General features: G+C 74.2%; 13 protein-coding genes. 1 reads left to right on the top strand and 12 read right to left on the bottom strand.

What is annotated here, in order from left to right:
* Positions 1–46: 46 nt before the first annotated feature.
* The 11 genes from FMM08_RS03850 to FMM08_RS03800 form a co-directional block, all read right to left on the bottom strand.
* Positions 47–436, bottom strand: coding sequence for a prepilin-type N-terminal cleavage/methylation domain-containing protein (locus FMM08_RS03850; protein ID WP_147925036.1), 390 nt, complete (start codon positions 434–436; stop codon positions 47–49).
* A 126-nt stretch (positions 437–562) separates the two neighbouring features.
* Positions 563–1,783: a type II secretion system F family protein gene (locus FMM08_RS03845; RefSeq protein WP_147925035.1), complete on the bottom strand. Its 1,221-nt coding sequence runs from the start codon at positions 1,781–1,783 to the stop codon at positions 563–565.
* Between the two features lie 5 nt (positions 1,784–1,788).
* Entirely contained in the window at positions 1,789–3,015 is a 1,227-nt protein-coding gene (locus FMM08_RS03840; RefSeq protein WP_147925034.1) for a type IV pilus twitching motility protein PilT, read from the bottom strand.
* A gap of 156 nt (positions 3,016–3,171) precedes the next feature.
* The gene (locus tag FMM08_RS03835; protein ID WP_147925033.1) at positions 3,172–4,065 is read right to left on the bottom strand and encodes an HDOD domain-containing protein; all 894 of its coding nucleotides are present in this window, start codon (positions 4,063–4,065) and stop codon (positions 3,172–3,174) included.
* Positions 4,052–5,704 carry a GspE/PulE family protein gene (locus FMM08_RS03830; RefSeq protein ID WP_222710380.1) on the bottom strand — a complete coding sequence of 551 codons (1,653 nt, stop codon included), beginning with the start codon at positions 5,702–5,704 and terminating at the stop codon, positions 4,052–4,054. Before FMM08_RS03830 ends, FMM08_RS03835 begins: the two co-directional genes overlap by 14 nt.
* A gap of 197 nt (positions 5,705–5,901) precedes the next feature.
* Positions 5,902–6,753, bottom strand: a complete 852-nt coding sequence (locus tag FMM08_RS03825; RefSeq protein WP_147925032.1) for a shikimate dehydrogenase — start codon at positions 6,751–6,753, stop codon at positions 5,902–5,904.
* A gap of 78 nt (positions 6,754–6,831) precedes the next feature.
* Complete coding sequence (mltG, locus tag FMM08_RS03820; protein ID WP_147925031.1) at positions 6,832–8,013, bottom strand: endolytic transglycosylase MltG; 1,182 nt, start codon at positions 8,011–8,013, stop codon at positions 6,832–6,834.
* A gap of 34 nt (positions 8,014–8,047) precedes the next feature.
* The gene (gene ruvX / locus FMM08_RS03815; RefSeq protein ID WP_147925030.1) at positions 8,048–8,524 is read right to left on the bottom strand and encodes a Holliday junction resolvase RuvX; all 477 of its coding nucleotides are present in this window, start codon (positions 8,522–8,524) and stop codon (positions 8,048–8,050) included.
* Between the two features lie 37 nt (positions 8,525–8,561).
* Entirely contained in the window at positions 8,562–11,303 is a 2,742-nt protein-coding gene (gene alaS, locus FMM08_RS03810) for an alanine--tRNA ligase (RefSeq protein ID WP_147925029.1), read from the bottom strand.
* A 93-nt stretch (positions 11,304–11,396) separates the two neighbouring features.
* Positions 11,397–11,669, bottom strand: a complete 273-nt coding sequence (locus FMM08_RS03805) for a hypothetical protein (protein ID WP_147925028.1) — start codon at positions 11,667–11,669, stop codon at positions 11,397–11,399.
* A gap of 3 nt (positions 11,670–11,672) precedes the next feature.
* Positions 11,673–12,050, bottom strand: coding sequence for a DUF948 domain-containing protein (locus FMM08_RS03800; protein ID WP_147925027.1), 378 nt, complete (start codon positions 12,048–12,050; stop codon positions 11,673–11,675).
* A gap of 165 nt (positions 12,051–12,215) precedes the next feature.
* On the opposite strand from FMM08_RS03800, the gene FMM08_RS03795 reads away from it, so the two are divergent.
* Positions 12,216–13,334 carry a GGDEF domain-containing protein gene (locus FMM08_RS03795; protein WP_147925026.1) on the top strand — a complete coding sequence of 373 codons (1,119 nt, stop codon included), beginning with the start codon at positions 12,216–12,218 and terminating at the stop codon, positions 13,332–13,334.
* A 19-nt stretch (positions 13,335–13,353) separates the two neighbouring features.
* Here FMM08_RS03795 and rpsD read toward each other — a convergent pair whose 3' ends face one another.
* Positions 13,354–13,980, bottom strand: a complete 627-nt coding sequence (rpsD, locus tag FMM08_RS03790; protein WP_147925025.1) for a 30S ribosomal protein S4 — start codon at positions 13,978–13,980, stop codon at positions 13,354–13,356.
* Positions 13,981–13,985 lie beyond the last annotated feature (5 nt).

Raw genomic sequence — 13,985 nt, 5'->3', positions numbered from 1 at the left:
GACGGGAGGCTCACGCCCCCCGTCGACCTTCTGATCACTGCACCGGTCAGCAGGTCGCCTTCTGCGTGTCGCTCGCAGAGCACGCGTGGTTCGCCTGGGAGTTGGCAGCGGTCAGAGCGATGTTGTAAGCACCCGTCGACGGCGTGATGGTGACAGTCATGCTCGGTGACTGCGGGTAGCCGTACTCCTTCAGCGTTGCCGCGTCGGGAGACGCGACGGCGTTGCTGCCCTTGTCGGCGACGTATGCGGCGACGGCGACCTGGGCGTTCGACACGGTGGCGAGGTCGGCGTTGGTGCGCGCCTTGGACGCCTGGTTCAGGAAGATCGGGACGGCGATGGCCGCCAGGACACCGATGATGACGACGACGACGATGAGCTCGACGAGCGTGAAGCCGCCGTCCTTCTCCTTCATCGCCTTCTGCATGCGAGCGATCATGAGCATTCCTTCCGTGGATGGCTGAGCCGCCCGCATCTGGCACGGCTCTGGCTGTTGCTCTCCCTGCATCGACACTCCGCAGGGCCGGCTGGATCACCCAGGCGGGTGACGCTGCAGCGCCTCAGGTCACTGGATGTGGTCGTAGATCCCGAACATGGGCAGGTAGAGGCACAGGACCATCCCGCCGACGATGGCGCCGACGAAGACGATCATCAGCGGCTCGATGAGCGACGTGAGCTGGTCGGTGGTCGCCTCGACCTCGGTGTCGTAGAAGTCAGCGACCTTGTTCAGCATCTGGTCGGTGGCTCCGGTGTCTTCGCCGACGGCCAGCATCTGGACGAGCATGGGCGGGAACACGCGGTGCTGGGCCAGTGGCGCGGCCATGCTGTCGCCCTGCCGGACGGCCTCGGAGACCGCCTCGGTCGCCCGCTGGATGACCACGCTGCCGCTGGTCTCCCCCACCAGCTGCAGCGAGTGCAGGATGGGCACGCCTGAGCTGATCATCGTGCCGAGGTTGCGGCTGAAGCGGCTGATGGCCACCTTCTGGAAGAGCGGCCCGAAGACTGGCAGGCGCAGCTTCAGGGGGTCGACGACATCACGCACCCGGTCGGTGTGCCGGTAGCGCCGCCACAGAAATCCCGCGCCGATCCCCAGCACGATGAACCCCGGGAAGCCGACCTTGAGGATGTCGGAGGCCGCCATCAGGATGCGCGTGGGCAGCGGTAGCTGGGCGCCGAAGCCCTCGTACATGCCCGCGAAGATCGGCACGATGAAGAGCAGCATGGCGATGACGGCCAGCACCGCGAAGACCAGGACGACGACCGGGTAGGTCATCGCCGACTTGATCTTCGCTCGGAGCTTGATCTCGGCCTCGAGGTTGGCAGCCACCGACAGCAGCGTCCGGTCGAGGAAGCCCCCGGCCTCGCCGGCGCGCGTCATGGAGATCATCAGAGGCGGGAAGACCCTGCGGTGCTTGGCGAAGGCACCGGACAGCGTCATGCCGCCCTCGACGTCGGTGCGGACTTGGGTGAGCACCTCCGCGAGGGGCTTGCTGCGGGTCTGGGCGGAGAGGATGGACAGGGCCCGGATGAGCGACAGTCCCGACTCCGTCATGGTGGCGAACTGCCGCGCCATGATCGCGACGTCCTTGGGCGACACCCGCGACGAGCCCGGGAGGCGGATCTCCCGGTTGAGGCCGGTCCCCGCCTCCTTGATGTCGAGCGGGGCGAAGCCCTGGGAGCGCAGCTTGGAGACGAGGGCGGCCTGGCTGGCCGCCTCTGAGCGCCCCTTGACGATCTTCCCGGTCCTGTCGCGGACGCGGTAGTCGAAGGTGGTGGCGGTGGCCATGGTGCTCAGGCCCTCCCTGCGAGGCGCGTGAAGTCCTCCAGGTGGTGGGCCTTGTCCACCGCCTGGTCGTAGGTGACGCGCCCGGAGCGCACGAGCTCGGCCAGGTGCTGGTCGAGGGTGTGCATGCCGTGGGAGCCACCGGCCTGCATGGCCGAGTAGATCTGGTGGGTCTTGCCCTCGCGGACGAGGTTGCGCACGGCGGGGGTGGCGATGAGCACCTCGGTGGCCGCCGCGCGGCCACGGCCGTCGGAGGTCTTGCACAGCGTCTGGCAGACCACGCCCTGGAGCGCCCCGGCCAGCTGCGTGCGCACCTGGTCCTGCTGCTCAGCGGGGAAGACGTCGATGATCCTGTCGATCGTCTGGGCGGCGTCCTGCGTGTGCAGCGTCGCGAAGACGAGGTGGCCCGTCTCGGCGGCCGTCAGCGCCACGGAGATGGTCTCCAGGTCGCGCAGCTCGCCGACGAGGATGATGTCCGGGTCCTGCCGCAGCACGTGCTTGAGCGCGGTGGCGAAGGAGCGCGTGTCCTCCCCCACCTCGCGCTGGTTGACCAGCGAGCGCTGGTGGGCGTGGAGGAACTCAATCGGGTCCTCGACGGTCATGATGTGGTCGGGCCGGGTCTTGTTGGCCTGGTCGATGATCGCCGCGAGGGTCGTGGACTTGCCCGAGCCGGTGGGACCGGTGACCAGCACCAGCCCGCGCGGCAGGGTGGCGAACTGCGCGAGCACCGGCGGCATGCCGAGCTCCTGCAGGGAGCGGATCTCGGTGGGGATGACGCGGAACGCCGCGCCGACGGACTCCCGCTGGCGGTAGAGGTTCACGCGGAAGCGGCCCAGCCCCGCCACCGGGAGGGCGAAGTCGAGCTCCAGGTCCTCCTCGAAGCGCTGGCGCTGCTTCTGGGTCAGGACGGCGAACAGGGAGCGCTTGAGGGGTTCCGGCGTCATCCGGGGGAAGCCCTCCAGAGGGACCAGGTCGCCGTGGAGCCGCGCCATCGGCGGCGCCCCGGCGGTCAGGTGCAGGTCCGAGGCGCCACGGGAGACCATCGCGCGCAGCACCTGCGCTACGTCGACGAGCTGCTCCACGCCAGGGTCCGCAACGGCTGCGCCCGCCCCGGTGGCCGCCGTCGAGGCGGAGCCGGCCAGCGGGGCCGTCGCCTGCGCGGGGACGGACGCCGGCCACGCCTCGTGGGGACTCACGAGCAGCGCCTCGTGGTCACCCGTGCCGTAGCTGCTCACCGCTGGTCCTCCCGAGGTGCACGCCGGTGCGAGGGCACAGCACCCTCCAGGACCCCTTCGGCACGCCGGAGCCGGCTCTTGAGGGACCGGTGGACGACGGCGACGGCAGTGACGAGCGGCGTCAGCGCGGTCGGGCGGCCACGTGGCGGCGGTCGGTCACCAGGTCGACTCGGCGAGCGCCTCGGTCACGCGCACCTCCAGCCCGGCGGAGTCCGCCTCGGTGACCACGCCGCCGGAGAGCGCCGCGAGGTCTGCGCGCTGCTCGTCGGGGGTGGCCAGGCGCTGGGAGACCTCCACGGCGGTGCGCAGGCACGCCGCCCACGCGGTCGGGGCAGCGGGAGCAGACCCGTCCAGCGCTGAGCCGTCCAGCGCTGAGCCGTCCAGCGCCGGACCGTCCAGCGCCGGGTCGTCGAGCGCAGCCAGCGCGTCGGCCAGCTCCCGCGGGAAGCCGAAGGCGGCCACCGCCACGGCCGAGAGCTCGCTGTGGCGCACGCCGTAGCGGTCCACCTCGGCGACCGCCAGCGCCGCACGACCGCGGCCGCGCACGTCGTCGTCCTCCACCAGGGCCGCGTACCCGGCGCGGTCCTGCTGCCACAGCACCGCCTGCCCGAGCGCCGAGAGCAGCCCCAGGCAGAACGCCTCGGCCCCCGGCAGCCCGAACGTGCCCGCCAGCTCCCCGCACGCCGTGGCGGTCAGGCGGCAGCGGGGCCAGAAGTCGTCAGGCACCCCCTCACCGCCGTCCAGCCCCGCGACCGCCGCCGCCGCGAGCGCGCGCACGGCGTCAGCCCCGACCGTCGTGACCGCGAAGGCCACCGTCCGCACCCGGCCGGGCAGCCCGTAGGAGGCGCTGTTGGCGAGCGCCACCACCCGGGCCGCCAGGGCGACGTCCGCGGCCAGCACCCGTGACAGCTCGCGCGCACCGGTCGCCTCGTCGGCGGCCAGGGCGACGACGCGGGCGGCCACCGGGCGCCGGGCGCCGAGGTGGTGGACGGCGGCGAGCAGCTCCTCGCGACCGGGGGCCGGCACCGGCACCGGCTCACGCAGCGACACGGAGCACCTCCTGGACCGTCGTGTGACCGGCGAGCACCTTGGCCAGCCCGTCCTGCAGGAGCGGCACCATGCCGCGCTCGCGGGCCGCGCGGGCGATGTCGCCGCTGGACGCGCGGGCGACGGCGAGGCGCTCGACCTCCTCGTCCACCGTCATGACCTCGTGGAGCGCGAGGCGCCCGCGGTAGCCCGTGCGCGCGCACGCGGTGCACCCGACGGGGCGGTGCAGCACCACCGGCTCCCCCACCGGCAGGTGCGGCCACGGCAGGCCGGCGCCCCAGACCTCGTCGCCGTCGGCGCGGTAGGGCTCCTTGCACCTGTCGCACAGCCGGCGCGCCAGGCGCTGGGCCACCACGCAGACCAGGGCGGACCCGACGAGGTACGGCTCCACCCCCATCTCCACGAGGCGGGTCACCGCCGAGGGGGCGTCGTTGGTGTGCAGCGTCGACAGCACGAGGTGTCCGGTGAGCGAGGCCTCGACGGCGATCCGCGCGGTCTCGGCGTCCCGGACCTCCCCCAGGAGGACGACGTCGGGGTCGGAGCGCAGGATCGATCGCAGCGCGCGGGCGAACGTCAGGCCCGCCTTGGGGTTGATCTGCACCTGGTTGAGCCCGGCCAGGCGGTACTCGACGGGGTCCTCGACGGTGATGACGTTGACCTCGGGTCGGCTGACCGAGTTGAGGGTGGCGTACAGGGTGGTCGACTTCCCCGAGCCCGTGGGACCGGTGACCAGCACCATCCCGTACGGCCGGGCGGTGGCGGCCGCGTAGAGGCGCTGGTTCTCGACGCTGAAGGCCAGCTGCCCGAGGTCGAGGCGCACGGCGGAGTCGTCCAGCACCCGCAGCACGAGCTTCTCGCCCCAGACCGTGGGCAGGGTGGCCACGCGCAGGCCCACCTCGCGGCCCCCGGCCACCACGGTGAGGCGTCCGTCCTGGGGCACGCGGCGCTCCGCGATGTCGAGCTCGGCCATGACCTTGAGGCGCGAGACGAGGCTGGCGTGCACGCTGGCGGACACCTGGAGGACGTCGTGCAGCACACCGTCGATCCGGTAGCGCACGCGCGTCTGGTCCTCGCCGGGGTCGATGTGGACGTCGCTCGCGCGGTCGGCCACGGCCTGCGAGACCACCGAGTCCACGAACCGCACGACGGGCGAGTCGCTGACCAGCTCCCCGTCGGGCAGCAGCGGGTCGGTGGTCGACCTCGCGTCCGAGAGCTGGGTGTCGATCTGGCTGGTGAGCAGGTCGAGCTCGGCGTCGTTGCGGCAGTGCTTGTCGATGGCCGTGAGCAGCTCCGCGCGCGGCGCTCGAGCCACCTGGACGTCGGCGCCCGCGAGGGCGCGGACGTCGTCGAGGGCGACGACGTCGCCCGGGTCGGCCATCGCCACCAGCAGCCGGCCGCCGGCCGACGAGATCGGCAGGACCGCGTGGCGGCGGCACAGGGCGGCGGGCAGGCGCAGCACCGCGGCAGGGTCGACCGGCGTGATCGCCAGGTCGAGCAGGGGGACCTCCCGGCCGCGCGGGACCCGGCGCCGGTCCACGTGCGCGCCGCCGTCCTGCGCACCGCCCGAGCCGCTGACAGGCTCCTCCGGCGTCCCGCCCGGAGCCCGGCCCTGCAGCCGGCCGTGCAGCTGTCCGTCCAGCACCGCGCACCTCCCCCGGGGTCCTCGAGGCAGGGGCGACCACTGGTCCAGGTCTCCCACGGCTCCCCGGAGCACTCGGGACGGCGGTCGTGCGCCTTGAGGACACCGGGACGTCGTCCACCCTGCTGGGCGCACCCGGCTGGTCACCCGTGCGGCCGGGTGCGCCCAGCAGGGTGGACCAGCGCGCCGGCGTCAGCGCGTCAGCGCAGCAGGAGCCGCTCGGCCATGGCAGCCCCACCCGCGGCCTGCATGACCTCCAGCGGCGCGGGGCAGCCCGTCATGAGCTCCACCTGGGCCGCGGCCTGGTGCACGAGCATGTCCAGCCCGCCGCTCGCGCGACCGCCGGCGGCCGTCCACGCCGTGGCCAGGTCGGTCGGCCAGGGGGCGTACACGACGTCGAGCAGGGCGCCGGCGGGCGCCGCCCCGGCCCGCCCCAGCGCAGCGGCGGCCTCGTCGGCGGCGCCCGGCGGTGCGGTGGAGACGACGACGTCGACCTCCGCCAGCTCGCCGGCGAGCTCCTCGGGCCGGCCCCACCGCTGGAGCCGCACGCGGACGCCCAGCCGCTCGCCCACCTCCACGAGCCCGGCGGCCCGCTCGGGTGACCGCACGTGCACCACGGGCTCGGCCGCCCCCAGCTGGGCCAGCGCCGCCAGCGCGGAGGCCGCCGTGGCGCCGCCGCCCAGCACCGCCGCAGTGCGCGCGGTGGTGGTGCCAGCGTCGGCGAGGGCCGCCACGACGCCGTGGACGTCGGTGTTCTCCCCGCGCCAGGCCCCCGGACGTCCCGGGACCGGCACCAGGGTGTTCACCGCGCCGACCGCCAGCGCCAGCGGTGATGCCTCGGCCACCAGGTCGAGCACGGCGGCCTTGAGGGGCATCGTCAGCGAGGCGCCCGCCCAGTGCTCGTCCAGGCGGGCGACGGCGGCCGGGAGCCCGGCGACGTCGACCTCGGCCAGGTCGTAGTGCCAGTCCAGCCCCAGGGCTGCGTAGGCCGCCCGGTGCAGCGCCGGGGACAGCGAGTGGCTGATCGGGGAGCCCCACACCGCGGCCCTCATGCGGCGCGCTCCGCAGGCGTCGAGCAGATCACGGGAGCCATCATCCCCTGGGACGGCGCGCCGCTCCGCGGCCGCAGGTCATCCCTGCGGCTGCGGGTTCGCGCGCAGCCACGCCTGGAACTCGGCCACGTTCTGCTGGTGCTCGGCGTAGGTGGCCGCGAACTTGGTCTCCCCGGTGGTCGGGTCGACCACCACGAAGTACAGCCAGTCACCCGGGGTGGGGTTCAGCGCGGCGCGCATGGCGTCCTCACCGGGTGAGGCGATCGGGCCCGGCGGCAGACCGGGGTGCAGGTAGGTGTTGTACGGCGAGGGGTTCTGGCGGTCCTCGGGGGTGGTCGTCAGCCCGGTCTTGCCGGTGGCGTAGTTGACGGTGGTGTCGAACTGCAGCGGCTGGCCCGCGGCGACGCGGTTCTCGATCACCCGCGCGACCTTGGCCATGTCCTCCGCGTTCGCGCCCTCCTTCTGCACCAGGCTCGCCTCGGTCATGAGGCGGTGGCGCTCGGCGGGGTCGGCGGGGAACCCGACGTCGTCCATGGCCTTCTCGGTGCGCTGCACCATCTCCTGCAGCTGCTGGAGGGCGGTGGTGCCAGGGTCGAACGTGTAGGTGGCCGGGAAGAGGTAGCCCTCCACAGCGCCGCCGGCGTCCGAGGGCAGGCCGAGCTGCGGGTCCTTCGCGGCGGCCTCGTAGTCGCTGACGGGCTGCCCCGTCGCCTCCGACAGCCGCTGGTAGATCTGCGCCGCGGTGTAGCCCTCCGGCACCTGCACCTTGAAGGAGCTGCGCGAGGAGGGGTCGAGCAGGAGCGCCAGCGCCGACGCTCCCGACATCTCCTTCTTCAGCTCGTACGTGCCGGGCTGGATGCCCGCGGCCTTCGGGTCCTCGGCGGCCGCGGAGACGAAGGCGCCAGGGGTCTTCACCACGCCCGCCTTGGCGAGCACCGAGCCGATGGTGCGGCCGGACGCCCCCTCGGGGATCTGCACGGTCACGGCGCCGGTGCCGTTCCCGGAGTAGTCGCCGCTGTCGGTGACGCTCGCCACCAGCTCCTTGACCTGGCCGCCGACGAGCACCGCCGAGGCGCCGAAGAGGACCGCGCAGACCGCCAGCACCACGAGGGTGACGGTGCGGCGGCGCTTGCGGCGCTTCTCGCGGTCACCCCGCTCCGCCTGGCGCTTCGACGAGCGCGATCCTCCGCCCGCTCCGTCCCCGGAGGACGAGCGGGACTCCGGGGTCCCCGGCAGGTCCTCCAGCGACAAGCCAGCCATCGACGCGCACAGCCCCTTCCCCCCGCCCCCGGCCTCAGCCCGGGGTGGGCCCGGGGTCGACGGTCGACCCCGGCGGCCGACCCGTGGCGCGCTCCGCGTCCAGGGCCGTCTGCAGGATGAGCACCGCCGCGACCTGGTCGACCACCTCTCGGTGGCGACGGCCGGACCGCCCGGAGGCTGTCAGCGCCTGGTGGGCGCTGACCGTGCTCAACCGCTCGTCCACGAGCCGCACCGGCACCGGCGCGACCCTGCCTGCCAGATCAGCAGCGTAGTCACGCACGGCGGCCGCTGCTGGCCCTTCGCGCCCGGAGAGCGAGACGGGCAGCCCCACGACGACCTCGACGGCCTCCCTCTGGGTGATCTCCAGCGCGATGCGTTGCAGGTCAGAGCCTTGCGTGCGGTCCCGCTTGAGGGTCTCGACGGGAGAGGCGATGAAGCCGCTCGGGTCGCTCGCGGCGAGTCCGACGCGGACCGACCCGACGTCCACGCCGAGCCGGACCCCGCGCCTCACGCCAGACCCACCTGGGCAGCCCCCTGGAGGAGCCGGTTCAGGACCCGACCGCGGACGCCACTGCGGCGCGCACGGCGTCGAGGGCCGCGGGCAGCGCCTCGGCGTCGGTGCCGCCGCCCTGGGCGACGTCGTCCTTGCCACCGCCGCCCCCACCGAGGGCCGTGGCGGCCACGCGCACGAGCGCACCGGCCTTCAGGCCGGCCGCCCGGGCCGCGGGACTGGTGGCGATGACGACGACGGGCCGCCCCTTGGCGACACCCCCGACGGCGACGACGGACGCGGACTCGCCGAGGCGGCCGCGGACGTCGAGCGCGAGGGTGCGCAGGTCGTCGGCGGAGGCGACCTCACCGGCGCTGGTGGCCACCACGCGCACGCCACCGGCACTGCCCGCGGCTCCCTGCCCACCGACCACCTCGGCACCCGCGGCGAGCGCACCGGCAGCGGCGAGCACCTCCTTGGCGCGGGCCGCGGCGATGGTCCGATCGGCCTCCTTGAGCTGGTCGAGCAGGGTGGCGATGCGGTCGGGCAGCTCCTCGGAGCGCACCTTCAGCAGGCCCGTCAGCTGGCTGACCAGCGCTGACTCCCGCGCCAGGTGGGCGTGCGCGTCAGGACCGACGAGGGCCTCCACGCGGCGGGTGCCGGAGCCGATGGACTGCTCCCCCAGGAGCGCGACGACGCCGAGCTGACCGGTGCGCTCCACGTGGGTGCCGCCGCACAGCTCCTTCGACCACTCGCCGATGCCGACCATGCGGACGCGGTCTCCGTACTTGTCGCCGAAGAAGGCCAGCGCGCCGGCGCGACGGGCGGACTCCGGGTCGGTGACGGTGGTGGTGACCGGCAGGTCGTCGGCGAGGAAGGTGTTGACCTCCGCCTCGACGTCGGCCAGCTGGGACGCGGAGGGCGCGGACAGCGCCGTGTAGTCGAAGCGCAGGCGGCCGGGGGCGTTCTCGGAGCCGGCCTGGCGGGTGCCGTCCGGGCCGAGGGAGTCGCGCAGGCCCTGGTGCACGAGGTGCGTGGCGGTGTGCGCCCGGGCCACGGCCAGGCGGCGACCGGCGTCGACGATGGCCTCCACCGGGTCTCCGACGGCGACCTCCCCGGAGACCACCGTGGCGTGGTGGACGTTGAGCCCCGGGATCGGCCGCTGGACGTCCGTGACGTCCACGACGGCCCGCACGCCCGTCGGGCCGGTCACGGTCAGGCGCCCGCGGTCGGCCAGCTGGCCACCGCTCTCGGCGTAGAAGGGGGTCCTGTCGAGGACCAGCTCGACGTCGTCGCCCGCCAGCGCCACCGGCACGCTGACGCCGTCGCGCAGCAGCCCGACCACCCGACCCTCGGCGGACAGGACCTCGTAGCCGAGGAAGTCGACGTCGCGGCCGAGCTCGTCGGCGACCTGGCGGTACCCGGCGGTGTCCGTGCGGCCGGCGCGCTTGGCGCGCGCGTCCTCGCGGGCGCGGGTGCGCTGCTCGGTCATGAGGCGGCGGAAGCCGTCGGCGTCCACCGAGACGCCCTGCTCGGCGGCCATCTCCAGGGTGAGGTCGATGGGGAAGCCGAAGGTGTCGTGCAGCTCGAAGGCGCGCTCGCCCGACAGCACAGGAGCGCTGCCCCCGCCGGAGGCCGCGCTGGCCTTCTTGGCCGCGGCGACCGCGGTGTCGAGGATGGTGGTGCCCGACACGAGGGTGCGGCGGAACGCCTCCTCCTCGGCGTAGGCCACCGCGCTGATGCGGCCGAAGCCCTCGCGCAGCTCCGGGTAGGCCGGCGCCATGGCCTCCAGGGAGACCGGCAGCAGCTCCGGCAGCGTGGGGGCGTCCACGCCGAGCAGGCGCATCGCGCGCACCGCACGCCGCACGAGGCGGCGCAGCACGTAGCCGCCGCCCTCGTTGCCCGGGGTGACCCCGTCGCCCATGAGCATCAGGGAGGCGCGGACGTGGTCGGCCACCACGCGCAGGCGCACGTCGGCGTCCCGGTCGGCGCCGTAGCGGACCCCGGCCAGCTCCGCGGCGTGCCGCAGCACGGGGGCGACCTGGTCGATCTCGTACATGTTGTCGACGCCCTGCAGCAGCAGCGCGGTGCGCTCCAGCCCCATGCCGGTGTCGATGTTCTTCTTGGGCAGCTCGTGGAGGATGGGGAAGTCCTTCCCCTGCCCCTCCCCGCGCTGGAACTGCATGAAGACGAGGTTCCAGATCTCGAGGTACCGGTCGCCCGCGGGGTCGTTCGCGGGACCGCCGTCGGGGCCGTACGCGGGGCCGCGGTCGACGTAGATCTCCGAGCACGGACCGGCCGGGCCGGGCTGGCCGGTGGACCAGTAGTTGTCCTCCATGCCCAGGCGCTGGATGCGCTCGGGCGGCAGGCCTGCGACGGTCTGCCACAGGTGGTGCGCCTCGTCGTCGTCGGTGTAGACCGTGGCCCACAGGCTGTCGGGGTCGAACCCGTAGCCCCCCTGCGACTGCGGGCTGGTGACGAGCTCCCACGCGTAGGAGATCGCCCCCTCCTTGAAGTAGTCGCCGAAGGAGAAATTGCCGTTCATCTGGAAGAACGTGCCGTGGCGGGTGGTCTTGCCCACCTCGTCGATGTCGAGGGTGCGCACGCACTTCTGCACGCTGGTGGCGCGCGGGTACGGCGGGGTCTGCTGGCCCGTGAGGTACGGGATGAACGGCACCATGCCGGCCACGGTGAACAGCAGGCTGGGGTCGGGGCTGATCAGCGAGGCGCTCGGCACGACGGTGTGGCCGCGGGCCTCGAAGAAGTCGAGCCAGCGCCGGCGGATCTCGGCGGTCTCCACGGGTCCCCTCCTGGGGTGTTCTTGATGAGGTCGGGGTGTTCGGTCGGTGGTCCAGCGCGCCGGGCCGTGCGGGGCCTGGCGGTGCGCGGGCCGTCAGCCGGCGTGCTGCCCGCGCCGCGGCGCGGTCGGGTTCTCGAGCAGGTCGCGGGCGGTGGCCTCGTCGATCGTCCCGGTGTCGACGCCGAGCGCGACGCGCAGCTCCTCCTCGCGCTCGGCGGCTCCGGAGCGGACGTCGGCGGCGAACTCGCGCAGGCCGTCGGCCAGACCGGACCACCCGCCCTCGGAGGTGCTCACCGAGCGGGCCGCCTGGACGGCGCCGACGGCGGCGGCCACCACGCCGAGGCCCACGAGCACGAGCTTGCCCACGGCTCAGGCCCCCTGGCGGGCGGCGCGGCGCCCGGCGCGGCGGCCGTTCACGGCCTGGCGCACGCCGTAGGTGAAGGCGGCCACCCGGACCACAGGAGACCCGAGGGTGGCGGCGAACAGGGCCGTCAGCGCCGAGGCGTTGGTGGTGATCTGCGCCGCGTTGGTGGTGATCGTGTCGATCTTCTCCATCTGCTCGTTCGCCTGGCCGACCGTGGTGGTCACCTCGGCGATGAGCGGGACGGTGGAGTCCGACACGCCCTTGATGGCGGCGCGGGCCTCGTCGAGCACCTGGCCCAGCTTGAGGATCGGCCGCGCCAGGAGGGCGACCAGGACGACGAACGCGATGGCCGCGATGAGCCCCGCGACATCTCCGACGGACAAGGGGGACTCCCGGGATCTGGGGCGGCGACGTGCGCAGCGACCCTACCGCGCAGCGAGCGCGGCACCCTCTGTCGGCGCCCGCCAGCGGCCGGGCGCGGCCCTGCCCGTGGTGACCCGCCGCGCCGGGGACTCAAGGGAACCCCCGGGAGCGCCGATGCCCGCAGGGTGACTCCCGAGCCGGTCGACGGCCTGACGCCGCGCGTCCGCGCGCGCTTCATGGTCGCCGTCGCCGGCGGGATCGTCCTCCTCCACCTCACCCACCTCACCGTCGCAGCGCTGGTCGGAGTCCCCGTCAACCGCGCCCCTGTCCTGAGCAGCGCCGCGGTGTGGGGCGGAGTGCTGGTGTGGTCGTACGTGCGGCGTGACGTGCTCACCGCGGGCGCCACCGCGGCGGCGTTCGCCGTCGGAGCGGTGGCGCTCACTGCCGACGGCCTCTGGTCCGGCTCCCCCGGGCACGAGGTCCTCGTGGCGGTCGGTCTGACGGGCCTCGCGCTGGGCATCGGCAGCTTCACGAGCCCGCGGCCCCTGCTCCTCGCCGGTCCGGTGGTCGTGCTCTGCCAGCTGGTGCTGCTGCTGGGCAGCCCGCCAGGGCCCCTGGCGGGCTACCTGGCCGTGGCCGTGGCCGTGGTCACCGCCGGGGTGTGCGGCGTGTCGGCGTGGGCGCAGCACATGCGCACCGCAGCGCTCTCGCTCCTGGCGGGATCGGCGCTGGTGGACCCGCTCACAGGCCTGCTCAACAGGCGGGGCATGAGCAGCGGGTTCGAGGCGCTGCGGGCCTCCGCACCCCGCGGGCAGCACGTGGCCGTCGTGGTGCTCGACGTGGACAGGTTCAAGACCGTCAACGACGCCCTCGGTCACGACGCCGGTGACCAGGTGCTCGTGACCGTGGCGGACGTGCTGCGCGCCACGGCCCGCCGCGGCGACCTGGCCGTGCGCCTCGGCGGCGAGGAGATGGCCTGGCTCGGCTGCTGGGAGCGTGCTGCGGACGCCGCGGCGGCCGCGGAGCGCCTGCGGAGCGCCGTGGCCACCGCCGAGACCCCCTACGGAGTGCGCGTCACCATCAGCGCCGGGGTGGCCGTCGCCGCCCCCACCGCCCAGGTCGCCTCGGCGGCCGAGGTGCTGTCGCGGCTGCTGGTGAGGGCCGACGAAGCCATGTACCGCGCCAAGGCCGGGGGTCGCGACCGGGTGGAGCTCGCGCCGCCCTCGGACGGCCCCGCCAGCGCCCAGGACGCCGAGAGCCCCCGCCCCGCGGATGCGGGACGGGGGCTCTCCACCGCCGGCTGAGCGCCGGCGGACGGGTGGATCAGCGCGCGTAGAACTCGACGACGCGGGAGACCTCGCAGGTCACGGGGACCTCTTCGCGGGTGGGGCGGCGCGCCAGGCGCACCTTGAGGTCGGCGAGCTGCACCTCGAGGTAGCCGGGGAGCGTGGGCAGCACGTCGCGGTGGGCGCCGGCGGCGGCCACCTGGAACGGCGTGGTCTGCGCGCTCTTGGCGTGCACCGAGATGATCTGGCCCGGGCTCACGCGGAACGACGGGCGGTCGACGCGCTGGCCGTCGACCAGGATGTGGCGGTGCACGACCAGCTGGCGGGCCTGGGCGATGGTGCGGGCCAGGCCGGAGCGCAGGACGAGGGCGTCCAGGCGCATCTCGAGCAGCTCGATCAGCACGTCGCCGGTGCGGCCCTGCGAACGGCGGGCCTCCTCGAACGTGTTGCGCAGCTGCGCCTCGCGGATGCCGTACTGCGCGCGGAGCAGCTGCTTCTGGCGCAGGCCGAGGGAGTACTCGGACTCCGTGCGGCGACGGGCGCGGCCGTGCTCGCCCGGCGGGTAGGGACGGACCTCGAAGTAGCGCGCCGCCTTCGGCGTGAGCGGCACCCCGAGGGCGCGGGACAGGCGGACCTGGCGGCGGTTGCGGTTGGAGTGGGACACGAGCG

It is taken from the genome of Quadrisphaera setariae, from assembly GCF_008041935.1.
In the GTDB taxonomy this organism is placed as follows: Bacteria; Actinomycetota; Actinomycetes; order Actinomycetales; family Quadrisphaeraceae; genus Quadrisphaera; species Quadrisphaera setariae.
This window is presented reverse-complemented; position numbering and strand designations above follow the sequence as displayed.